The sequence below is a fragment of the Microbacterium insulae genome, assembly GCF_042677065.1.
Classification (GTDB): Bacteria; Actinomycetota; Actinomycetes; order Actinomycetales; family Microbacteriaceae; genus Microbacterium; species Microbacterium insulae.
In genome coordinates, this window is the sequence record NZ_JBHTII010000001.1 from 1,369,681 (window position 1) to 1,392,159 (window position 22,479).

At 69.9% G+C, this 22,479-nt stretch carries 19 protein-coding genes; 8 read left to right on the forward strand and 11 right to left on the reverse strand.

The window, feature by feature from the left end:
- Positions 1–22 precede the first annotated feature (22 nt).
- A complete protein-coding gene (locus tag ACFQ0P_RS06505; RefSeq protein WP_378771685.1) occupies positions 23–2,146 on the reverse strand; it encodes an APC family permease in 2,124 nt (707 codons plus the stop codon).
- 96 nt (positions 2,147–2,242) lie between these two features.
- On the opposite strand from ACFQ0P_RS06505, the gene ACFQ0P_RS06510 reads away from it, so the two are divergent.
- The gene (locus ACFQ0P_RS06510) at positions 2,243–3,337 is read left to right on the forward strand and encodes a VanZ family protein (protein WP_204981289.1); all 1,095 of its coding nucleotides are present in this window, start codon (positions 2,243–2,245) and stop codon (positions 3,335–3,337) included.
- Between the two features lie 35 nt (positions 3,338–3,372).
- Here the strand turns inward: ACFQ0P_RS06510 and ACFQ0P_RS06515 are convergent, their stop codons facing one another.
- From ACFQ0P_RS06515 to ACFQ0P_RS06525, 3 genes are all read right to left on the reverse strand, one after another.
- The gene (locus ACFQ0P_RS06515) at positions 3,373–4,602 is read right to left on the reverse strand and encodes an amidohydrolase (protein WP_204981290.1); all 1,230 of its coding nucleotides are present in this window, start codon (positions 4,600–4,602) and stop codon (positions 3,373–3,375) included.
- Positions 4,603–4,672: 70 nt separating this feature from the next.
- Positions 4,673–5,692: a LacI family DNA-binding transcriptional regulator gene (locus ACFQ0P_RS06520; RefSeq protein WP_204981291.1), complete on the reverse strand. Its 1,020-nt coding sequence runs from the start codon at positions 5,690–5,692 to the stop codon at positions 4,673–4,675.
- Between the two features lie 41 nt (positions 5,693–5,733).
- Positions 5,734–7,416, reverse strand: a complete 1,683-nt coding sequence (locus ACFQ0P_RS06525) for a glycoside hydrolase family 13 protein (RefSeq protein WP_204981292.1) — start codon at positions 7,414–7,416, stop codon at positions 5,734–5,736.
- Positions 7,417–7,635: 219 nt separating this feature from the next.
- Between ACFQ0P_RS06525 and ACFQ0P_RS06530 the strand changes: the two genes are divergently transcribed.
- Complete coding sequence (locus ACFQ0P_RS06530) at positions 7,636–8,151, forward strand: adenine phosphoribosyltransferase (RefSeq protein WP_204981293.1); 516 nt, start codon at positions 7,636–7,638, stop codon at positions 8,149–8,151.
- A 408-nt stretch (positions 8,152–8,559) separates the two neighbouring features.
- On the opposite strand, the gene ACFQ0P_RS06535 is transcribed toward ACFQ0P_RS06530, so the two are convergent.
- From ACFQ0P_RS06535 to ACFQ0P_RS06555, 5 genes are all read right to left on the reverse strand, one after another.
- A complete protein-coding gene (locus tag ACFQ0P_RS06535) occupies positions 8,560–9,492 on the reverse strand; it encodes a 2-hydroxyacid dehydrogenase (RefSeq protein WP_204977679.1) in 933 nt (310 codons plus the stop codon).
- Between the two features lie 92 nt (positions 9,493–9,584).
- Entirely contained in the window at positions 9,585–11,300 is a 1,716-nt protein-coding gene (locus ACFQ0P_RS06540) for a glycoside hydrolase family 13 protein (protein ID WP_378771691.1), read from the reverse strand.
- A gap of 55 nt (positions 11,301–11,355) precedes the next feature.
- Entirely contained in the window at positions 11,356–12,177 is an 822-nt protein-coding gene (locus ACFQ0P_RS06545) for a carbohydrate ABC transporter permease (protein ID WP_378772366.1), read from the reverse strand.
- Positions 12,178–12,263: 86 nt separating this feature from the next.
- Positions 12,264–13,175, reverse strand: a complete 912-nt coding sequence (locus ACFQ0P_RS06550) for a carbohydrate ABC transporter permease (RefSeq protein WP_204977683.1) — start codon at positions 13,173–13,175, stop codon at positions 12,264–12,266.
- On the reverse strand, positions 13,172–14,467 hold the full coding sequence (locus ACFQ0P_RS06555) for an ABC transporter substrate-binding protein (protein ID WP_204977685.1): 1,296 nt from the start codon (positions 14,465–14,467) through the stop codon (positions 13,172–13,174). The genes ACFQ0P_RS06550 and ACFQ0P_RS06555 overlap by 4 nt, the downstream gene beginning before the upstream one ends.
- A 159-nt stretch (positions 14,468–14,626) precedes the next feature.
- On the opposite strand from ACFQ0P_RS06555, the gene ACFQ0P_RS06560 reads away from it, so the two are divergent.
- Complete coding sequence (locus ACFQ0P_RS06560) at positions 14,627–15,799, forward strand: ROK family protein (protein WP_378771694.1); 1,173 nt, start codon at positions 14,627–14,629, stop codon at positions 15,797–15,799.
- Positions 15,800–15,904: 105 nt separating this feature from the next.
- Positions 15,905–16,342, forward strand: a complete 438-nt coding sequence (locus tag ACFQ0P_RS06565; RefSeq protein WP_204977689.1) for a DUF1761 domain-containing protein — start codon at positions 15,905–15,907, stop codon at positions 16,340–16,342.
- Between the two features lie 19 nt (positions 16,343–16,361).
- Here the strand turns inward: ACFQ0P_RS06565 and purQ are convergent, their stop codons facing one another.
- Positions 16,362–17,069, reverse strand: coding sequence for a phosphoribosylformylglycinamidine synthase subunit PurQ (gene purQ / locus ACFQ0P_RS06570; protein WP_204977691.1), 708 nt, complete (start codon positions 17,067–17,069; stop codon positions 16,362–16,364).
- On the reverse strand, positions 17,066–17,314 hold the full coding sequence (purS, locus tag ACFQ0P_RS06575) for a phosphoribosylformylglycinamidine synthase subunit PurS (protein ID WP_204977693.1): 249 nt from the start codon (positions 17,312–17,314) through the stop codon (positions 17,066–17,068). The genes purQ and purS overlap by 4 nt, the downstream gene beginning before the upstream one ends.
- Positions 17,315–17,555: 241 nt before the next feature.
- Between purS and ACFQ0P_RS06580 the strand changes: the two genes are divergently transcribed.
- The 4 genes from ACFQ0P_RS06580 (at position 17,556) to ACFQ0P_RS06595 (ending at position 22,459) form a co-directional block, all read left to right on the forward strand.
- A complete protein-coding gene (locus ACFQ0P_RS06580) occupies positions 17,556–18,830 on the forward strand; it encodes an ABC transporter substrate-binding protein (protein ID WP_204977695.1) in 1,275 nt (424 codons plus the stop codon).
- Positions 18,831–18,963: 133 nt separating this feature from the next.
- Entirely contained in the window at positions 18,964–19,986 is a 1,023-nt protein-coding gene (locus ACFQ0P_RS06585; RefSeq protein WP_204977698.1) for a carbohydrate ABC transporter permease, read from the forward strand.
- A complete protein-coding gene (locus ACFQ0P_RS06590) occupies positions 19,983–20,903 on the forward strand; it encodes a carbohydrate ABC transporter permease (protein WP_204977700.1) in 921 nt (306 codons plus the stop codon). Before ACFQ0P_RS06585 ends, ACFQ0P_RS06590 begins: the two co-directional genes overlap by 4 nt.
- A 68-nt stretch (positions 20,904–20,971) precedes the next feature.
- Entirely contained in the window at positions 20,972–22,459 is a 1,488-nt protein-coding gene (locus ACFQ0P_RS06595) for a glycoside hydrolase family 1 protein (protein WP_204977703.1), read from the forward strand.
- Positions 22,460–22,479 lie beyond the last annotated feature (20 nt).

Below are 22,479 nucleotides of genomic sequence, written 5' to 3' on the forward strand. Positions count from 1 at the left end.
CCGTCCGCGCCGGGCCCGGACGTTACGGACGTGCGGCGGGCTCGGCCTCGGTCACGGGCGACGGCGGGCCGGCGGGGCGGGTGGCGCGGCGGCCCGCCCGGTGCGCCTCCTCGACGATCCCTCGGCCGGCGCGGTCGTCGCCGGGGAGCGCGCGGGAGCGCCGGCCGTAGATGAGCTCGGACGAGTCGAGCAGCCACGGCACGAGAGTGATCGAGACGCCGTGCACGAGCATCAGCTGCTGCGCGATCCGCTTGGCCCGGCGGTTGTGGAGCAGCGATTCCCACCAGTGGCCGACGATGTACTGCGGCAGGTAGACCGTCACCACCGACGAGCCGTGCTGCTCCCGGTACTTCCGCACGAACTCGGCGATCGGCGAGGCGTACATCCGGTACGGCGACTCGATGATCTTGAGCGGGATCGGCATCCGATGCTCGCGCCACTCGCGTTCGAGCTGCTCGGCCTCCTCCGCCGTGACCGAGACGTGCACCGCGAAGGTCTTGTCGTGCTTGGCCGCGAGCGCATAGTCGACGGCCTTCACGACCGGCTTCTGCAGCTTGTTGACGAGGATCAGCGCGACGTCGCCGGACGATCCGAAGTGCGTCGTGTCGTCCATCGCGATCTCGTGCTCGACGTCGCGGTAGTACCGGTGCACGCCGATCATGAGGAACGACAGGATCGGGATCGCGAGGAACACCAGCCACGCCCCGTGCGTGAACTTCGTGATCGTCACGATGACGAGGACGGATGCCGTCATCGCCGCGCCGAGGGAGTTGATGGCGAGTCCCTTCCGGTGACCCGCCAGCCGCTCGCGCACCGCCGCGGTCGCGCGTTCGGAGACGGGGAGCGCCGCGATCTCGCGCAGGCCGCGCCGCCAGTGCCGGATCATGCCGATCTGCCCGATGGTGAACGACGTGAAGACCCCGATGATGTACAGCTGGATGAGCTGTGTGAGGTTCGCCTGGTACACGATCAGCACGCCGATCGCCACCAGGCCGAGGACGATCATGCCGTTGGAGTAGACGAGACGGTCGCCGCGGGTGTTGAGGGCCTTCGGGGCGTACCCGTCACGGGCGAGCACCGACCCCAGCAGCGGGAACCCGTTGAAGGCGGTGTTGGCCGCCAGCAGCAGCACGCACGCGGTGGCGGCCTGGATCACGAAGAACGGGATGGAGCCCATGCCGAACACCGCCGCCGACACCTGTGCCATGAGGCTCGGCTGCGGGTTGTTCGCGCAGTCGAACCCGATGAGGTCGCACGGGTTCTCGGCGTAGTGCACGCCCGACACGAGCGCGAGCGCCGTGAGGCCCGAGAAGAGGAGGATCGCGATTCCGCCCATGAGCGCGAGCGTCGACTGGGCGTTGCGCACCTTGGGCTGGCGGAACGCCTGGACGCCGTTGGACACCGCTTCGACGCCGGTGAGGGCGGAGCATCCACTCGAGAACGCGCGGAGGATGAGGAGGATCACCGCGGCCTGCGCGACGTTCTGCGCCTCGACTGCGTACTGCGCGCTCGAGGCGACCGGAGCGTTGCCGGTCGCCGTCTCGATCAGGCCGGTGACGATCATCACCGCGACCGAGCCGATGAACACGTAGGTCGGGATCGCGAACGCCCGCGACGCCTCGCGCACGCCGCGGAGATTCATGAGGACGATGAGGATGACGAAGCCGACCGCCAGCTCGATGCGCCCCGGATCGAGCCACGGCAGCGCCGAGATGATGTTGTCCACCCCGGAGGCGACCGAGACCGACACGGTGAGCACGTAGTCCACGAGCAGCGCGGCGGCCACGATGACGCCCGGGACCTCCCCGAGGTTCTTGCGCGCGACCTCGTAGTCGCCGCCCCCCGACGGGTAGGCCTTGATCAGCTGCCGGTAGCTGGTCACGACGACGATCAGCAGCACGACGACGGCGACGGCGACCCACGGCGCGAACGCGAGGAAGGCCAGGCCCCCGGTGAGGAGGATCAGCAGCAGTTCCTGGGGCGCGTAGGCGACGGACGACAGCGCGTCGGACGCGAAGATCGGGAGCGCGCGCTTCTTGGGGAGGAGGTGCTCCTCGGAGTCGGCGGATGCCAGCGGGTCGCCCAGGATGAGGCGCTTCGCGATGGGTGGCCCGTCGACCGACGGCTCCCGTGATTCGTTCGTCACGGCGGGTGATGCTACTCGCACGTATTCCGTGAGGATTCATCGAGGGCGGCATCCTCACGGAATCCATGCGGGCCGCTTCTCTGCGAGGATCTCTGGATGGACGCGCCCTTCGGCCTCGGAGCGATCGCGATCGTGTTCGGAATCCTGGCCGGCGTGGTGCTGTTCGTGCCGTTCGTCGCGGTCAGCTATCGGCTCCGCGGCCGGATCACCGTCGGGCGTTTCGCGCTGTGGGCGGCGGCCCTGATCTACTTCGTGGCGATCTGGACCTATACCCTCCTCCCTCTGCCCGCCTCCCGCGAGGTCGCGTGCACGGGCGCGAACTTCGACCTGTTCGCCTTCGTCGACGACCTGCGCGGCGTCGCCTCGCAGCCGACGACACTGCTCACCGATCCCGCCGCGCTGCAGGTCGTCCTCAACGTGCTCCTGTTCATCCCGCTGGGGTTCTTCGTGCGCGTCCTCGCTGGGCGCGGCGTGCTCGTGGCGACGCTCGTCGGATTCGCGGTGTCCGCCATGGTCGAGCTCACTCAGCTCACCGGTGTGTGGGGCCTGTACTCCTGTGCCTACCGCGTCTTCGATGTCGACGACCTCCTCACCAACACGGTGGGCGCTCTCCTCGGCGGCATGCTCGCGTTCGCCGTGCCCGCGCGGCACCGCGGCCTGGCCGTGTCGAAAGACGCCGACTCACCGCGGCCGGTCACTCGCACGCGGCGGCTGCTGGCGATGCTGTGCGATGCCCTCGGCGCGTGGCTCGTGTCGCTGGCCGTCGGGGTCGGCTTCCAGCTGGTTCTCCTCGCGCTGGGTGCGGACGCCGAGGTGCGCAACGGCCTCTCGGCGTCGACGGTCGCCTCGGCGACACCGATCGTGGTGTGGCTGATCGTCGTGCTCGCCACCGGCCGCACCGTCGGCGACCTCGCGGTGCAGCTGCGCTACCAGGGCGGCCCGCTTCTCGAAGGCCTCGCGCGTACGCTCCGCTTCGTCGGCGGGATCGGCGGCTTCCTCGTGCTGTTCGCGCTCCCCGGTGCGTGGGACCTCGTCGGCTGGCTGTTCACGATCGCGTCGCTCGTCCTCGTCTTCACGACCCGCGACGGGCGAGGGCTGCCGGGGCTCGCGTCGGGCCGCCATCTCTTCGACGCGCGAGAGCCGATCGATCCCGAGACACCGCCGCGGCGTCGCGTGGCGGGCTGGCGCTGAGTAGACGGATGCCGCGGGCCGCGGCATCCTCTCTCTCACTCGGTCGCGGCCGACCCCAGGAACTCGCGCGCCGCGACGACGAGGTTGCGCACACCGTTGTCGAGCGTGGGCTGGAGCACCGGGGCGAAGAACGGCGAGTGGTTGGTGGGGATGTCGCGCTCGACGGTTCCGGCGGCCGTCGCGGCCGCGAACAGGGCCGGGTCGATCCCGCCCCAGAACCAGAACACCAGCGGAGCGCCGGACTCGCGCGCGAACCACGACACGTCCTCGCTGCCGGTGAACATGCCCGGATCGATCACGGTGCCCTTGCCGAACGCGCCGTCGAATGCGAGCTGCAGCCGCGCGGTCGAGTCGACGTCGTTGATGGTCGGCGGCAGGGTGTGGTCGATCTCGATGACGGGCTGCTGCTCCGAGCCCGACGCCTGGGCCTCGGCACGCACGACGCGCTCGACCTTCTCGAGGATGCGCGAGCGGGCCTCGTCGTGGGGGTAGCGGAGGCTGAGCTCGAGCCTCGCCTCCGCGGGGATGATGTTGTTCTTGAGCCCCGCGTGGATGGAGCCCACCGTCACGACCGCGACATCCCTCGGATCGACCTCGCGCGAGACGATGGTCTGCAGGCGCATCACGGTGGCGGCGGCCATCACGACCGGGTCGATCGTCGAGTGCGGGCGCGAGCCGTGTCCACCCCGGCCCAGCAGGGTCACTGTGAGCCCGTCGGAGGCCGCCATCTGCGTGCCGCTGCGCACGCCGATCGTGCCCGTCGGCAGCGGGGTGACGTGCTGACCCAGGACGATGTCGGGCTTCGGGAACCGATCGAGCACGCCGTCGGCGATCATCGCCTGTGACCCGGCGCCGTACTCCTCGGCTGGCTGGAACACGGCGACGATCGTGCCGCTCCACTCGTCCTTCGTCGCCACGAGCTGTTCGAGCGCGCCGAGCAGCGCAGCGACGTGCATGTCGTGGCCGCACGCGTGCATGACCGGCACGTCGTTGCCCGCCGGGTCGGTGCCGCGAGCGGTGCTGGCGTACGCGAGCCCGGTCTGCTCCGGAACGGGCAGGGCATCCATGTCGGCCCGCAGCCAGACCACGGGTCCTTCACCGTTGCGCAGCATGGCGGCGACGCCGGTCTTGCCGATGCCCTCCTCGAACTCGAGTCCGAGTTCCTCGAGGTGCTTCGTGACGATCCCCGCCGTCCGCGTCTCCTGGAACGACAGTTCCGGATGCCGGTGCAGGTCGATGTAGAGAGCCTCGAGGTCGAACGTCATGCGATCGAGCCTAACCGGACCAGTGGGCGTGCACCGTGTCGGCTCATCGTGGGCTGAAGCGCCCGTGGGCTCAGTCGGGCAGCCGTGCCGTCGAACCGCGCACGATCAGCTCGTAGGGCAGCTCGCCGGGCTGGTGCACAGGCGGCGCGACGCCCTTGGCCTCCAGCTCGGCGAGGATCGCGTCGGCGGCGCGCTCGCCCTGCCCGAGCGGGAACTGGTCCACGGTGGTGAGCCGGAAGAACTCGCCGAGCTCATGACCGTCGATCCCGACGACCGAGAGGTCCTCGGGCACCCGGTAGCCGAGCTCGCGCGCCGCCAGCAGCGCGCCGATCGCCATCTCGTCGGATGCCGCGAAGATCGCCGTGGGACGCCCGCCGGGCTTGCCCAGAAGCTGCTTCGCGGCCCGGAAGCCGCCCTCGATCGTGAAGTCCGCGGGCTCGAACAGCGACGGCTTCACCGCGATGCCGGCGTCGGCGAGGGCGAGCTCGAATCCCTGCCGGCGGTGGGTGGGGATATGGAAGTCGATGTCGAACTCGGGGCTCGCGCCGATGTGCGCGATCTCGCGATGACCGAGGGCCAGCAGGTGCTCGGTCGCGAGCCGCGCGACGGCCAGGTCGTCGACCGTGAGCGTGGTCAGCCGCGGATTCGGGCCACCGATCGCGATCACGGGAAGCCCCAGTTCGAGCAGCTGCCCGGTCTCCTCCTCGCCGAGCTCGATCGAGATCGCGATCACGCCGTCGACCCGCTGCCGCCGCAGGAACGTGTCGAAGATGTCCTTGCGCTCGCCGCGGTCGGCGGTGAGGGAGTACAGCGTGATGTCATAACCGCGGCGCATGAGCGCCGAGGCGATCCCGGAGAGCACCGTGGAGAAGAACCACCGGTCGAGGAACGGCACGAGCACGCCGATGTTGCGCGTGCGCCCCGACGCGAGGCTCGACGCGGACGCCGACACGACGTACCCGAGGCTCTTCGCCGCCGCCTCGACGCGGGCGCGCGTGGCATCGGAGACGTGGCCGCGGCCGCTCAGGGCGCGCGAGACGGTCGCCGTCGAGACGCCGGCGTGCCGCGCCACCTCGTCGATGCTGACCACGTCGTCCTCACCTCTCGTCCGGCCCCACGGCCGGTCGGTCCTCAGTCGTTCGCGAGCCAGACGGTCGTATCGGCCGGCAGCTCGCCGTCGCCCAGCGGACCGCTCGCCGCGATCACGATACCGCCCGGCAGGGGGATGGCCGTGTCACCGGTGTTGCCGATGACGGTGACGCCCGCGTTGCGGAAGGCGACGGCATCCGTCCCGAAGCCCTCGAGCCACTCGAGCGTCCCCGCGCCGAGACCGCGCGCGCGGCGAGCGGCGATGAGCGACCGGTAGAGCGACAGCGTCGACGAGGGGTCGCCGTTCTGCACGTCGCGCGCGAGCTTCGCCCACTCGGCGGGCTGCGGCAGCCACGCGGCGCCGTTCGGCGAGAAGCCGTAGCCCGGGCCGTCGGCGGTCCACGGGATCGGGACGCGGCAGCCGTCACGGCCGTAGCGCTCCCCGTTCGTGCGGAACCAGGTGGGATCCTGGCGGGCGTCGCCGGGAATGTCGATGACCTCGGGGAGGCCGAGCTCCTCGCCCTGGTAGAGGTAGGCCGATCCGGGCAGCGCGAGCATCAGCGTCGTGGCGGCGCGGGCGCGGCGCAGGCCGACCTCGGGGATCGGCTTGCCGGGGGAGTCCGGGCCGATGCCGTGACCCTGCGGGTTCTCGGCGGTCAGCGCGAGGCGCGAAGCGTGGCGCACGACGTCGTGGTTCGAGAGCACCCAGGTGCTCGGGGCGCCGACCGCGGCGTAGGCGGCGATCGACTCGGCGATCACCGAGCGCAGGGCCGCGGCATCCCACGGTGTCTCGAGGTAGGCGAAGTTGAACGCCTGATGCATCTCGTCGGGCCGCACCCACAGCGCGGTCTGCTCGGGCGTGGGCAGCCAGGCCTCGGCGCACAGGGCGCGGTCGCCGTCGTACTCGGCGAGGAGCGTGTTCCAGTCGCGGTAGACCTCGTGCACGCCGTCTTGGCCCCAGTAGGGGACGTTCGCCTCTTCGCCGCCCATGGAGCCGGCGTCGGGGTCGGGCGTGTAGTCGGGGAGGCCCTCGGCCTTGACCAGGCCGTGGGCGACGTCGACCCGGAATCCGTCGACCCCGCGGTCGAGCCAGAACCGCAGCACGCCGCGGAACTCCTCGCGCACGGCGTCGTTCGACCAGTCGAAGTCGGGCTGCGACGAGTCGAAGAGGTGCAGGTACCACTGGCCGGGCGTGCCGTCGGCCTCGACGACGCGGGTCCACGCCGGCCCGCCGAAGACGGACTCCCAGTTGTTCGGCGGCAGCTCGCCCTGGGGGCCCTTGCCGTCGCGGAACATGTACCGCGCGCGCTCGGGGCTGCCCGGCGCAGCCGCCAGCGCCTGCTGGAACCACTCGTGCTGGTCGGACGAGTGGTTGGGCACCAGGTCGACGATGAGGCGGATGCCGCGGGCATGCGCCTGCGCGAGCAGCTCGTCGAAGTCGGCCAGCGTGCCGAAGAGCGGGTCGACGTCGCAGTAGTCGGAGACGTCGTAGCCGGCGTCCTTCTGGGGCGAGCGCTGGAACGGGCTCAGCCACAGCGCGTCGACGCCGAGGTCGCGGAGGTCGTCGAGCCGGGACGTGACGCCGGGAAGGTCGCCCACGCCATCGCCGGAGCTGTCGGAGAACGAGCGCGGGTAGATCTGGTAGATGACGGCGGTGCGCCACCACTCGCGCCCGGCGGTGGTGGCCGGCGCGTCCGTGCGCTCGGCGGTCTGCGAGGAAGTCATCCGACCAGAATACTGCAAGCGCTTACATGTCCGCGCCCCGACGCTGAAGATGTCCTCCGGAGACGGCGGTGGGGGCGTCCGCCCGCTCACGGCCGATCTGGGCGTGCTTTCTCCCCGCGTGCGCAGTTGCATCCGCGCAGTTTGCGAACTCCTGCGCGGCGGCTCCGGGACCTGCGGGCACGGGACCGGCGGGCACGGGACCGGCGGTATCGTGAAGCGGTGTCCGAAGCCCTGACCCGCGCCGAGTCGCTCATCCGCACCATCCCGGACTACCCCGAGCCGGGCGTGATGTTCCGCGACATCACTCCCCTGCTGGCGGATGCCTCGGCCCTCCGGACCGTCATCCACGCGTTGATCGCCCCCTTCGACGGGGACTTCGACGTCGTCGCCGGCGTCGAGGCGCGGGGGTTCCTGCTCGCGGGGGCCGCCGCGATGGAGGCAGGGGCCGGGCTGGTGCCGATCCGGAAGGCGGGCAAGCTGCCCCGGCCCGCGGCATCCGTCGACTACGCCCTCGAGTACGCCACCGCGACGATCGAGGCCCATGACGACATCGCCGCCGGCGCGCGCGTGCTGCTCGTGGACGACGTGCTCGCCACGGGAGGCACCCTCGCCGCCGCCCGCACCCTCGTCGCCGAGCTGGGCGGGGTCGTGGTCGGCACCGCCGTGCTCCTGGAGCTCGAGGCGCTCGGCGGACGGGGCGTCCTCGGCGACGTCCACACCGTCTTCACGGCCTGACCGGCCCGGACGCTTCCCCGCGCTGCGTGGGACGCCCCCGCGCTGCAGTTCGCGGCACGGGCGGCGTCGCGCGACGCAGCGCGCGTCGGGAACTGCAGCGGCATCTGCGGGAGCGATGGCCGAGCCAGGTCCGCCGCGACGGACACCGCGCCCGTCCCTGACGCGCCCAGACCCGCCGCGACGGACACCGCGCCCGTCCCTGCCGCGCCCAGACCCGCCGCGACGGGTCGGACGCTCCGCCGCGGGCACGTGATGCTTCCCCGCGCTGCAGTTCGCGGCTAACGCGGCGTCGCGCGACGCAGCGCGCGTCGGGAACTGCCGCGCGAGCCCGGACCCTGGGCGCGAAGGCCCGGACCCCGCCCAGCCCGGACCCCGCGACGGACCCCGCGAAGCACCGTGCGGTGCGGGTCAGCCCCCGAGCACGACGTTGAGGGGCGCCTCCCCGCGGGAGAGCCGCTCGATCTGCGTGCGCACGAGCCGTGCGATCCGCGGCCGCATGGCCGACGACGCGCCGCCGACGTGCGGCGCGATCAGCACCCCGGGAAGACCCCACAGCGGATGGCCCTCCGGGAGCGGCTCGGGGTCGGTGACATCGAGTGCCGCCCGGATGCGTCCTCGGCGCACGTGGTCGACGAGCGCGTCGGTGTCCACCAGGGGCCCGCGGCCCACGTTCACCACGAGCGCCCCGTCGGGAAGCCCCGACAGGAGCGCGTCGTCCACGATGTGCCGCGTGTCGTCTCCGCCCGGGAGCGTGACGATGACGATCTCGGCCGCGCCGAGAAGGCCGGGCAGCTCGTCGACGCCGTGCACCGGCATCCCGTCCTCGACGCGCGCACGGCGCGCGACCGCGGTCAGCTCCACCTCGAACGGGAGCAGCCGCGCGGCGACGGCCTTTCCGACGCCGCCGTAGCCGAGGAGCAGCACGCGCCGGTCGGCGAGGCTGTCGGCGAACTGCGGCGACCAGCGCCCGGCGGCGGTGTCGCGCGCGAAGTCGTCGATGCGCCGCTGCGACGCGATCGCGAGGCCGACGGCGAGCTCGGCGGTCGAGGTCTCGTGCACGCTCGCGGCGTTGGCGAACGTCAGGCCGGCGGGAAGGATGTCGGCGACGCCGTCGTAGCCGATGGACTGGCTCTGTACCAGGCCGACCTCGATGCCCTCGAGCCGCTCGAGCACGCGGGTCATCGACATGTAGGGCGGCACGACGAGGTCGAACCGCTCACGAGGAGCCGGCTCGTCCATCGGCCACACCACGAGTTCGACCCCGTCGGGCAGGCCCCCCAGGTCGGCGGCGAGCTCGTCGGTCGGCACGCTCACGGTCAGATTCCGGATGCCTCGGCTCATCCGTACACGCTATCGGTGCTTCCGCGCCCGGGCGCCCGGGCGTCGGGCCGGGCGCCCGGGGCGACGCGCCGAAGCGCGCCGCCCCGCCCCCCTCAGCCGGCGGCACCCCCCGTCGGGGCGAGCCACACGGTGGTCTCGCCCGCCACCTCGCCGGCCGCGCTCGGCCCGCTGGCCAGCACGACGTCGCCCCCGCCCAGTGCGAACGGCTCGTCGCCGAAGTTCGTGACGATGTGCCACCCGTTCGGTCGCGCGAAGCGCAGCACGTCGGGGCGTCCGGTCTCGATCCACTCCAGCGCCTCGTCGGACTGCAGCTCGGCGCGCAGCCTCAGTGCCCGGCGGTAGAGGTGGAGCGTGGAGTCCGGATCGGCCTCCTCCGCCTCGACCGCGTACCGGGCGAACCAGGCCGGCTGCGGCAGGTGCGCCCCGTCGGCGCCGAACCCGAACGATGCCCCATCGGACTGCCACGGGAGGGGGACGCGGCATCCGTCCCGGCCGATCTCGGCGCCCTCCGTGCGGAAGAACGTCGGATCCTGGCGTTCCTCCGCCGGGATCTCGGCCACTTCGTGGAGTCCGAGCTCCTCGCCCTGGTACAGGTACGTCGAACCAGGCAGGCCGAGGATGAACAGCGTCGCGGCAGCGGCGCGCCGCGCACCCCGCTCACGGTCGAGCAGGGCATCGTCCCCGCCTCGGCGCAGCCACTCCCCTCCATGCCGGGTCGGCGCCGAGGACTCCGCGCTCGAGCCCGGCAAGCCGTAGCGCGTGGCGTGCCGCACGACATCGTGGTTCGAGAGCACCCACGTGCTCGACGAGCCCGACTGCGCCGCGAGGGCGAGGTTGTCGGTGATGATGCGGCGGAACTGGTCCGCGTCGAAGTCGGCCTCGAGGAGGTCGAAGTTGAACGCCTGCCCGAGGCTCTCGGGCCGCGCGTAGAGGTGGATGCGGGAGGGGTCGACCCACGCCTCGGCGACGGCGGTCCGCGGCGGGTCGTAGGAGTCGAAGACCTCCCGCCACTCCGCGTAGATCTCATGCACGTCGTCGCGATCGATCAGCGGATGATTGCCGTCACGGGGGATCAGCTCCAGCTCCGCCCGCGAGGGCAGGGGCTCGGTCAGGTCCTTCGTGAGCATGTGGGCCACGTCGATGCGGAAGCCGTCGACCCCGCGGTCCGACCAGAAGCGCAGGGTCTTCACGAAGTCCGCGTGGACGTCGGGGTGATCCCAGTTCAGGTCCGGCTGCTCCCGCGCGAAGTTGTGGAAGTACCACTGACCGGGGCTGCCGTCGGGTTCGGTCACCCGCGTCCACGCCGGTCCGCCGAACACCGAGACCCAGTCCGTCGGAGGCTCGTCACCGGACGGACCCGACCCCTCGCGGAAGATGTAGCGCTCGCGTGCCTGAGAGCCACGCCCCGCGGCGACGGCCTCACGGAACCACTCGTGGTGGTCGGACGTGTGGTTGGGGACGATGTCGACGACGACCTTGATGCCGCGCGCGTGCAGTGCGGCGAGCATGGCGTCGAAGTCGTCGAGCGTACCGAGCCGCGGGTCGACGTTGCGGTAGTCGGCCACGTCGTAGCCGCCGTCGGCGAGTTCGGAAGGGTAGAACGGGCTCAGCCACACCGCGTCGATCCCCAGCTCGCGCAGATAGTCCGCGCGGGAGGTGATGCCGGGAAGGTCGCCCAGACCGTCGCCGTTCGAGTCGGCGAAGCTGCGGGGATAGATCTGGTAGACGACGGCCTGACGCCACCAGTGCGGCACCGATTCGGCGCGGTCGGTCTCGAGGTCGAGGTCGAGGTCGCTGGAAATTGTCACGAAGCAGAGTCCTTTCGATGCGGAGTGACGGTGGTGGCAGGTGCTCGTCGCGGCCCTATCCCTTGACGGCGCCCTGCGTGACGCCTTCCATCACCCAGCGCTGGGTGAAGAGGTAGGCGACGATGGCAGGGGCCATGGCCATGAGATAGGAGGCGAACGAGACGTTGTAGTTGTTGCTGAACTGGGACTGGAAGAGGTTCTGGCGCACGGGGAGCGTCTGCAGCGACGGGTCGGAGATGATGAGCGACGGCATCATGAAGTCGTTCCACGCGTAGAGGAACGCGAAGATGCCCACCGTCGCGCTCATCGGCGCCAGGAGCGGGAAGATGAGCTTCCAGAACGTCTGCCACGTCGTGGCGCCGTCCATGCGCGCGCTCTCCTCGAGCTCGATCGGGATCGAGCGGAGGAAGGCGGTGAACAGCAGCACGCTGAAGCTCAGCTGGAACATCGTCGCGAGCAGGACCACCCCCACCGGATTGTCGAGCCCGACCCGGCCGGTGAGCTGGATCTGCGGCAGCGCGACGACCGGGAAGGGGATGAACATCGCCGCCAGCAGGTAGAAGAACGAGTAGCGGAACAGGCGCCGTTCCCAGTTGCGCACGATCGCATAGGACGCGAACGCGGCGAGGACGATGGTGGCGGCGACGGTGGACGCCGTGACGAGCAGTGAGATCAGCGCACCGACGGGGAACTGCGTCAGGTTCCACGCTTGGACGAACCCATCGATGCTGAACGGGGCCGGCAGGGAGAAGGCATTGCCGTCGACGGCCTGCTCCGTCGTCTTGAGCGACATCGAGAGCGTGACGTACAGGGGGAGGAGGACGGTGACAGCGCAGAGGATGAGGATGATGGTCGTGGACCAGTTGACCCGCTCCATTGCGAACCGCTTGACGGGGGCTCGCTTCTGCAGGCCGACGGAGACGTCCGCCTGCTCGAACGCGAGCGCAGGCTGGCTGGTGACGGTCATGAGAGTTGATTCCTTCCGCGCGTCAGCGAGAGCTGGAGGACCGAGATGAGGACGGCGACGACGAAGAAGACGGTCGCGTTGGCCATCTGGTACGCGTAGTCGCCGCCGTTGAATCCGGCGATGATCGTCATCGCGATGCTGCGCGTCGCGGTGCCGGGGCCGCCGCCGGTGAGGCCGACGATGATGTCGTAGGCGTTGAGAAACCCCTTGAAGCCGAGGATCACGTTGATGACGACGTATCCCGCGACGAGGGGGAGTGTGATGCGCAGCAGCTGCTGGGTCTTGGATGCCCCGTCGATGTCGGCTGCCTCGTAGACCTCGCCCGGCACGGAAAGCAGGCCGGCGATGTAGATGAGCATCGTGCCGGGGATGGCCTGCCAGGCGGTGACGAACACGATGGCGACCCATGCCAGGTCGGGGTTCGCGAGGAGGCTGGTCTCGAGCCATCCGATCCCCAGCGCCGAGCCCGCGGCGGGGATCGAGTTGGAGAACAGGAAGTTGAAGACGTAGGCGATGATGATGCCCGAGATCACCATCGGGATGACGAAGATCGTGCGCAGGCCCGTCTTGAAGCGGATCCGGGAGGTGAGACCGACCGCGAGGAGGAACGCGACGACGTTCACCGCGATCACGGTCGCGATCGAGAAGCCGAAGGTGAAGAGGTAGCTCTGGAGGATGGCGGGGTCGCTGAACAGCGCGACGTAGTTGGTCAGGCCGATGAAGTTCCAGTCGCCGATGCCGATCGAGTCGGTGAAGCTGAAGAAGATGCCGATGGCGCCGGGGACCGTGATCGCCAGCGTGAAGAGGATCAGGCTCGGGAGCAGGAAGAGGTAGTAGATCGGCTCGACCTTCGCGGTGCTGCGCGGGCGCCTCTTTTCGCCCGTCACGATCGTCGTGGTGGTGGTCACTTCGAAGACTCCTTCGTCTCGTCGGACGGGGCGGGCAGACGGAAGGCCAGGCGGGCCCAGTCCCGGTCCATGGTCCGCAGGACCGACTCCGGTGCTGCGCCGAGCACCATCGCCTGCGTGTAGTTGAAGACCGGGATGGTCTTGGGCACGAGGACCGACGGACCCTGGTAGACCCTGCCCCCGTCGTAGTACTCCTGCATGCCGGCGATGCGGGGATCGTCGGGGGGCGCGGCGTCCGTCGTCGGCGCGAAACCGAGCTGCGAGGCGTTGTAGGCCTCGATGATCTCCGGCTGATAGAGGTACTCGAGGAACTCCCGCGCGGCCTCCTTGTGCCGCGACCCCTCCGGGATCATCGCCGCGAGGTCCATGTTGACGCGCACGGCGAGGTCGCTCGGGTCGTCGGTCATCGGCAGCGGGAACGTGCCGAGCTCCAGGTCCGGCGCCGTCTTGGCGATCTCGCTGAACGCCCACGGCCCCTGCAGGTACATCGCCGCCTCTCCTCGCCCGAAGGCCAGGTTCCCGTCGCCGTAGCCCCGGCTGGCGGCGTCGTCATTGACGTACTCGCTCGTGAGCTGGAGCATCCGGTCCATCGGCTCGGAGAAGTCCTTCTCGAACGACACGGGGGAGTCGGGACCGACCTCCGCGCCTGCGGCGGCGAGATCGTCGAAGAACTCGATGACGTCGATCGAACCGCCCGCGGAGTAGTCGTACCACCCCTGGCCGATGGTCCAGTCGTCCTTGAACGTCGCGTAGAAGGGCGTCACCCCGGCGGATTCGAGCGTCTCGCACGCCTCGATGAGCTCATCCCAGGTCTGGGGCACCTCGACGCCGTGCTCCGCGAAGAGGTCCTTGTTGTAGATGACGGATGCTGCCATCACGGAGTACGGCAGGGCGCTGACACGGCCCTCGCACCGGCCGTACTGCTCCATCAGGGGCTGGAGGTCTTCGCGCACCGTCGCGGCGGCGTCCGTGCCCGACAGGTCGCTGAGCGCGCACCGCTGGACGAAACGCGCGACTTCGTAGTTGTAGTTCGCCAGCATCAGGTCTGGCGGGTTGCCGCGGACGAAGCTCGCCGAGACGACATCCACGCCCGACGTGTCCATCTCGACGCGGACGCCGTCCTGGGAGGCGTTGAAGTCGGCGACCACGCCGGTCATGAACTCCAGAGCCTCGCGCTTGCTGAACGTGAACCGGATCGTCTCCCGGCCGTCGGCCGCGCACCCCGCGATCATCGTCGCGCCCAGTGCGATCACGGCTGTCGCTGCCGCGATGCGTCGTACCGCAGGTGACATCTTCGTCCTCCTCCGCGTCGTGCGGACAATCTCCATTGAATAGATTTACTCGCCAAATAAAATCATTGACGGCAGTATTGCATCGTCCCGTCGAGAGATCAATCCCCTATGCCAGCGCCTTTTCCAGCCTCTCCGCCCCGGCCGGCGAGTCACGCCGCCGTGCTCGCCTTCGCGTGGTCGACGCAGGACTTCACGGCGACCGAAGCGATGGACACGACGGGTCTGACCCGATCGACAGCGATCGACGCCCTCGACGCGCTCGTGGAGCGCGGCCTGCTCCGCGAGCTCCCCAACGCACGTCTCGCGGGCGAATATCGCAAGGGCCGGCCGGCGCGACGGTTCGCGCTTCGCGAGGACGCCGGCGTCCTCGTCGGGGTGGATGCCGGTCATGTCCATGTGACGGCGACGGTCGCCGACCTCCGGTCGCGGCCCCTCGCCACACGGAGGGTGACGCTCGAACTCGACCACGACCCCGCGGCCGAGCGGGCCGCCCTCATCGGGTCGGCGATCGACGACGCGCTGCTCGCCGCCGGGCGCCAGCGCGCGGATGTGCTGGCGATGTGCGTGGGGGTGCCCGCACCCGTGGACGCGGACGGGCGCTCGCCGCAGCATCCCACCGGGTTCTGGGCGCGGATGAACCCGGACCTCGTCGATACCCTCGCGTGGGCGCCGAACCTCAGGATCGACAACGACGCCTCCCTGGCCGCCGTCGCCGAGGGAACGGTCGGTGCGGCGGTGGGATGCCGCGACTACATCACACTCCTCGCCGGGGCACGCCTCGGCGCCGGTGTCGTCGTCGACGGCGTGCTCCTCCGAGGACGACACGGCGGAGTCGGCGAGATGGTGGCCTTCGACCACGTCGAGGGCGTCGGTTCGGCCGACGGACTGGGAGCCCGCGTGGGCGCATGGGCCGCCGAGGCGCTCGACGGCGGCCGGGTCGACCCCGAAGGCGCGCTCGCCGCGGTGCCGCCGGACGAACTCGATGCGCGGAGGGTCCTCGAACTCGCCGCACTCGGCGACCCCGCCGCGCTCGCGATCGCCGAGCGCGTCGGCGCCGTGCTCGCCCGGATCGTCAGCGTGCTGGGAAGCATGTTCGACCCGGAGCGGGTCGTCGTGTCCGGCGGAATCTCCGCGGGAGTCGAGGACGTGGTCGCCGCTGCCCGTCGCCAGCTGCCCACCGACCTCGACCTGCCCGCGCCCGACCTGGTGGTGTCGGAGCTGGGCGCCGACGTCGTGGTGACCGGCGCCCTCGCTGCGGCCTCGGCCGCAGCACGGGATCACGCGCTCGAAGTGTGGGCGTCCCGAGACGGGAGCCGAACGCTCTCGGCGTGACGCGCCGAGCGATGCGCCCCGGCGTGCTTCCCCGACGGCATCGATCACCGGCGATATCGTCGCCGGGACGGGGCGCGCACGCGCCCCTGCGCGAGGAGGTGCGCGATGGTTCCCGAGATCAACTACTGGGCGGTGGTGATCGCGACGCTGTCGACGATGGTCGTCGGCTCGATCTGGTACACGCGGAGGGTCTTCGGCGCGCGCTGGGCCACGCTCGCGAACGTCGACCTCGACCGCCGGCAGACCGGTCTGCAGGCCTGGATGCCGATCATCGTGACGGTGTTCGTGAGCTTCGTGTCGGCGTGGGTTCTCGCCGGCGCGACCAACATCGCGTGGCACTTCTACGGCGGCGGCTACCTGCTCGCCTCGCTGGGCACGGCGGTGATCCTGTGGGCCGGATTCACGGCGGCCCGGTTCATCACCCACGACCAGTTCGAGGGCCGGCCGACCTCGCTCACCGTCATCAACATCGCCCACGAACTCGTGACGTTCGTGGTGATGGGCGTCATCATCGGCGTGTGGCCGCCGGCCGGCACGGTCTGATCGGACGGATGTCGCGGGCTCAGGCCGCGGCGGTGACCACGGCGGCGATCGCCGACGTGAAGAACGGCAGGCCGTCGACGCCGGAGCGCATGGCCGCGGGCGTGTCGGGGCCGAAGCCGGGCTCGACGGCGTGCTCGGGGTGGGGCATGAGGCCGACGACGTTCCCGCGCTCATTCGCGATCCCCGCGATATCGCGCAGCGACCCGTTCGGGTTCACTCCCAGGTAGCGGAACGCCACGAGCCCTTCGCCCTCGAGCCGGTCGAGCTCGGACTCGGACGCGATGTATCCGCCGTCCGCGTTCTTGAGGGGGATGACGATCTCCTGACCGTCCTCGAAGTCGCTCGTCCACGCCGTGTCCGCATTCTCCACGCGCAGCCGCTGATCGCGTCGGATGAACTGCTGATGCGCGTTGCGGATGAGACCGCCGGGGAGAAGGTGGGCTTCGACGAGCATCTGGAATCCGTTGCAGATCCCCAGGATCGGCATGCCCTTCGCCGCGGCATCCTTCACCTCGGCCATGATCGGCGCGAGGGCGGCGATCGCGCCCGCCCGCAGGTAGTCGCCATAGCTGAACCCACCCGGGAGCACGAGGGCGTCGACGCCCTCGAGGTCGTGGGAGCCGTGCCACAGGGCGACGGGCTCGGCGCCGGCCACGGCGATCGCGCGCTGGGCGTCGCGGTCGTCGAGCGAGCCCGGGAAGGTGATGACCCCGACGCGGGTGGTCACTCGACCACCTCGATGCCCACGACATCCTCGATCACCGAGTTGGAGAGGATCTCGTCGGCGACCTTGCGGGCCGTGGCGAGCACCTCGTCGTCGACCTCTCCCTCGACCGTCAGCTCGAATCGCTTGCCGATGCGGACGGCGGAGAAGGCGTCCTGGCCGAGTCGCGCCAGTGCACCGGAGACGGCCTTCCCCTGCGGGTCCAGCAGCTCGGCCTTGGGCATGACGTCGACGACGATGGTGGGCATGAAGAGCTCCGGATGTCGCGGGCAGGGGTCCCGTCAAGTCTATGGGCCGCCGACCTCTGGCTCAGCCGCAACCGTGACACAACCGTGACGCAATCGTGGGAGCGCTCCCTTGACATCGTGGGAGCGATCCCATAGCGTCGGTTCCCGTCCGGTGGGAACGCTCCCACGGCATCGTGGCCCGGCATCCCGTCCCGGTCGCACACCACCTGCAACACAGATCTGACAACACAAAGGAGTGACAGTGAACTCACGTGCCTTCCGCCGAAGCGCCGTAGCGGTCGCCGCGTTCTCGGCCACCGCGCTCGTCCTCGCCGGCTGCGCCAGCGACGGCGGTGACAGCGGCTCGGGCGATTCGGACGAGCCGGTCACGCTCACCATCGCCACGTTCAACGATTTCGGCTACACCGATGAACTCCTCCAGGAGTACATGGACGAGAACCCGAACGTGAAGATCGTCCACAACCGCGCCGCCGAGTCGGGCGACGCGCGCGCGAACTACTTCCAGAAGCTCGGCAAGGAGGGCCTCGCCGACATCGAGGCCGTGGAGATCGACTGGTTCGCCGAGGCGATGCAGTACTCCGACCTCCTCGCCGAGGCGCCCGACAGCGTCAAGGGCCGCTGGCTCGACTGGAAGGAAGCCGCTGCGACCGACCCCGACGGCCGTCTCGTGGGCTTCGGCACCGACATCGGTCCGCAGGGCATCTGCTACCGCGCCGACCTGTTCGAGGCCGCCGGGCTCCCCAGCGACCGCGAGGGCGTCGCCGAGCTGTTCGACGGCGACTGGGAGAACTTCCTCGACGTCGCCGACCAGTACAAGGAAGCCACCGGCAAGCCGATGATCGACTCGGCCAACTCGGTGCTCCAGGGCATCGTCAACCAGATCGAGTACACCTACACCGAGCCCGACGGCACGGTCATCGCGACCGAGAACCCCGAGATCCAGGCAGCGTACGAGCTCGTCACGGAGCGCGCGGTCCCCAACGCCGCCTACGCCGGCCAGTGGTCGGACGACTGGTTCGCCTCGATGGCCAACGGCGAGTTCGCCACGATGCTCTGCCCGGGCTGGATGCTCGGCGTCATCTCCGGCAACGCGCCCGACGTCACCGGCTGGGACATCGCGAACGTCTTCCCGAACGGCGGCGGAAACTGGGGCGGCTCGTACCTGACCGTCCCGGCCAACGGCGCCAACGTGGACGCCGCGCTCGCGCTGGCCGACTGGCTGACCGCTCCTGAGCAGCAGGTCAAGGCGTTCACCAACGCCGGTACGTTCCCGAGCCAGCTCGAGGCGTACTCCGACCCGACCCTCACGGACGCGACGAACGAGTACTTCAACGACGCTCCGACCGGCGAGATCCTCAGCGAGCGCGCCGAGGCCGTGACGGTCGCTCCCTACAAGGACGCGAGCTACTTCAAGTACCACGACGCACTCCAGAACGCGGTCACGCGCGTCTTCGACGGTGTCGAGGACGAGCAGACCTCGTGGAACACGTGGGTCGCCGAGGTCGAGGCCTTCTGAGCGGTTGATCTGACCACCGCGGCCGCTCGCCCGGTCGTGGCGTGACAGAGGAGGAGTGCGCGCGGGCCCTGCCCGGGTCCGCGTGCACTCCCCACCCGCCTGCCTCACCACTCGACATCGATCGGAGCCTCCGGTGACAACGACCGCCACCCGCCCCACGGCATCCGAGCCGGCCGGCCGGCCGGACGCCGAGCGCGCACCGCGCGTGCTGTCCTTCTCCCACCGGCTGAGCCGCTGGGATCTGAAGGTCTCCCCCTACCTCTACATCTCGCCGTTCTTCATCATCTTCGCGATCGTCGGCCTGTTCCCGATCGTCTACACGGCCGTGATCTCGTTCCAGGAATGGGACCTGGTCCGCAACTCCGGCGAGTTCGTCGGGTTCGAGCAGTACATCTGGATCCTCCAGAACCCGCAGTTCTGGACGGCGCTGCGCAACACCTTCAGCATCTTCCTGCTGTCGACCGTGCCGCAGCTGATCCTCGCGATCTTCATCGCCGCGATGCTCGACCGCAACATCCGCTCCAAGACGTTCTGGCGGATGGGCGTCCTGCTCCCCTACGTGATGGCCCCCGTCGCCGTCGCGCTGATCTTCAGCAACATGTTCGGCGACAACCACGGCCTGGTGAACAACATCCTCACCGACCTCGGCCTGCAGCCGATCCCGTGGCACAAGGACCCGTTCTGGAGCCACGTCGCCATCGCGACGATGGTGAACTTCCGCTGGACCGGCTACAACGCCCTGATCCTCCTCGCCGCCATGCAGGCGATCCCGCGCGACTACTACGAGGCCGCCACGGTCGACGGTGCCGGCGCGTTCCGCCAGTTCACCGCGATCACCGTGCCCTCGCTGCGTCCGACCCTCATCTTCGTGATCATCACGTCGACGATCGGCGGCCTGCAGATCTTCGACGAGCCCCGCATGTACGACAACACCGGAGAGGGCGGGGCCGCGCAGCAATGGCTGACGATCACCCTGTTCCTCTACAACATCGGCTGGCGCGAATGGAACTTCGGCCGCGCCGCCGCGCTCGCGTGGATCCTGTTCCTCATCATCCTGGTGATCGGACTGATCAATCTCGCCGTCACCCGCCGGCTCGTCCGGGACGAGGGCGGCAGAGGCGTGACCGCACCGCGCAGAAAGGGATTCCGCCGATGAGCACGACACCTCCGATCGCGATGGTCGAGGAGCCCGTCGCCACGGCGGGCGTGGCCGGACGCCGCGGACGCCGTGACCGCACCACCAAGATCCGCGGACACCGCGCCGGCTTCTGGGTCTATATCGGACTCGGCGTCGTGCTGCTGTCGGCGATCTTTCCCTACTACTGGTCGTTCCTGATCGGCTCGGGGGACTCCTCGACGATCAACGACCCGAACATGTCGTGGATCCCCGGTGGCAACTTCATCGCGAACGCGCTGTCGGTCGTCAACGACCCTGCGGTGAACTTCTGGCCGGCGCTGTGGAACTCGATCTACAGCTCCACGCTCATCGCCGCCGCGGTCGTCGTCACGTCGACTCTGGCGGGCTGGGCGTTCGCCAAGCTCCGCTTCCCCGGCAGCAAGGCGCTGCTCGTCTTCGTCGTCGCGACGATGGCGGTGCCGATGCAGCTCGGCGTCGTGCCGCTCTACATCCTGTTCGCCGACCTCGGCTGGACGGGGCAGATCGGCGCGATCATCATTCCGGCGCTCACGAGTGCGTTCGGCGTGTTCTGGATGACGCAGTACCTCCAGCAGTCGGTCCCCGATGAGCTGATCGAGGCCGCGCGCGTCGATGGCGCGTCGATGATCCGCACCTTCTGGGTCGTCGGCGCCACCGCCGCCCGACCGGCCGCGGCGATGCTGTTCCTGTTCACCTTCGTGGGCGCCTGGAACAACTTCTTCTGGCCCTTCATCGTGCTGGACCGGCAGAACCCCACGCTTCCGGTCGCGCTTTCGCTGCTGCAGTCGAACTACTTCGTCGACTACTCGGTCGTGCTCGCGGGCGTGCTCCTGTCGACGATCCCGCTCCTGATCCTCTTCGCCTTCGCCGGCAAGCAGCTCGTCAGCGGGATCATGGCCGGCGCCGTCAAGGGCTGACCGCTGTCGAGGCCGGGTCCGGCATCCCCACCACTTTTCCACCCCCCACCAGAGAGGACGCCGTCCGCATGACCGCGACCACTGCGCGCGCCTTCCCGTCGAACTTCCTGTTCGGCGCCGCCACCGCCGCCTTCCAGATCGAGGGCGCCGCACACGAGGACGGCCGTCGCGACTCGATCTGGGATGCGTTCTGCCGCGTGCCCGGTGCCGTCATCAACGCCGACAACGGTGACGTCGCCTGCGACCACTATCACCGGTACGCCGACGACGTGGCGCTGATGAAGTCGATGGGGCTGCAGACCTATCGCTTCTCGACCTCGTGGTCGCGCGTTCGTCCGGACGGCGGCGCGCTCAACCCGAAGGGCGTCGACTTCTACAAGCGCCTCGTGGACGAGCTGCTCGGCGCGGACATCCTGCCGTGGCTGACGCTCTACCACTGGGACCTCCCGCAGGCGCTGCAGGACAAGGGCGGATGGGCCGACCGCGACACCGCAGACCGGTTCACCGAGTACGCCCTCGACATGCACGATGCGCTCGGCGACCGCGTCAACGTGTGGACGACGCTCAACGAGCCGTGGTGCTCGTCGTTCCTGAGCTACACGGCGGGACTGCACGCGCCGGGCCACTACAGCGTCACCGAGGGGGTTCTCGCGGCCCACCACCTCCTGCTCGGCCACGGTCAGGCCGTGCGGGAGCTGCGTGCCCGCGACGCGTCGCTGAACCTCGGGATCACGCTCAACCTCACCGTCGCCGACCCGGTGGACGAGAACGATCCCGCCGACCTCGACGCCGCACGCCGCATCGACGGCCAGTTCAACCGCTGGTTCCTCGACCCGATCTTCCGGGGCCAGTACCCGGCCGACGTGGTCGAGGACATCCGCGTGGTCGACGCCGAGGCGATCGCCGCGCTCGAGAGAGCGATCCAGCCCGGCGACCTCGAGGCGATCTCGACACCGCTGGACACGCTCGGGGTGAACTACTACCACGGCGAGCTCGTCGGCGGCCACGCTCCGGCTGTGCCTCCGACGGGTGGCGACGCGCCGACCGACCGGCCGGGGCAGTCGCCCTTCCCCTCGCACGAGGGCATCTACTGGCACGAACGGGGTCTCCCGCGCACGCCGATGCACTGGGAGGTGCAGCCCGAGGGCCTCACCCGACTGCTCGTCCGAGTGGCCGACGAATACGCCAAGCCCGCGGGCACGACGCTGTTCGTGACCGAGAACGGCGCCGCGTACGACGACGAGCGCGTGGTCGAGGCGGGCCGGGTGCGGGTGCACGACGCCGATCGCACGGAGTTCGTGCGATCGCACCTCGGCGCGATCCTGGACGCGGTGGATGCCGGTGTCGACGTGCGGGGATACTTCTACTGGTCGCTGCTCGACAACTTCGAGTGGGCATGGGGGTACGAGAAGCGCTTCGGCATCGTGCGCGTCGACTACGACACCCAGCTGCGCACCGTGAAGGACAGCGGCCTCGAGTACAGCCGCATCATCGCCGCGCGAGCGCTGGATCGGGATGCCGCGGCCTTCGGTCGCCGTGTCCCCGAGGTGGCGTAGCATCCCGAGGGGAAGCAGGA

Coding starts and splice junctions, on each gene's coding strand:
- ACFQ0P_RS06510 (WP_204981289.1), top strand. CDS start 2,243: ATGGACGCGCCCTTCGGCCTCGGAGCGATCGCGATCGTGTTCGGAATC.
- ACFQ0P_RS06515 (WP_204981290.1), bottom strand. CDS start 4,602: ATGACGTTCGACCTCGAGGCTCTCTACATCGACCTGCACCGGCATCCG.
- ACFQ0P_RS06525 (WP_204981292.1), bottom strand. CDS start 7,416: ATGACTTCCTCGCAGACCGCCGAGCGCACGGACGCGCCGGCCACCACC.
- ACFQ0P_RS06535 (WP_204977679.1), bottom strand. CDS start 9,492: ATGAGCCGAGGCATCCGGAATCTGACCGTGAGCGTGCCGACCGACGAG.
- ACFQ0P_RS06545 (WP_378772366.1), bottom strand. CDS start 12,177: ATGGAGCGGGTCAACTGGTCCACGACCATCATCCTCATCCTCTGCGCT.
- ACFQ0P_RS06555 (WP_204977685.1), bottom strand. CDS start 14,467: ATGTCACCTGCGGTACGACGCATCGCGGCAGCGACAGCCGTGATCGCA.
- ACFQ0P_RS06565 (WP_204977689.1), top strand. CDS start 15,905: ATGGTTCCCGAGATCAACTACTGGGCGGTGGTGATCGCGACGCTGTCG.
- purS (WP_204977693.1), bottom strand. CDS start 17,314: ATGCCCACCATCGTCGTCGACGTCATGCCCAAGGCCGAGCTGCTGGAC.
- ACFQ0P_RS06590 (WP_204977700.1), top strand. CDS start 19,983: ATGAGCACGACACCTCCGATCGCGATGGTCGAGGAGCCCGTCGCCACG.
- ACFQ0P_RS06595 (WP_204977703.1), top strand. CDS start 20,972: ATGACCGCGACCACTGCGCGCGCCTTCCCGTCGAACTTCCTGTTCGGC.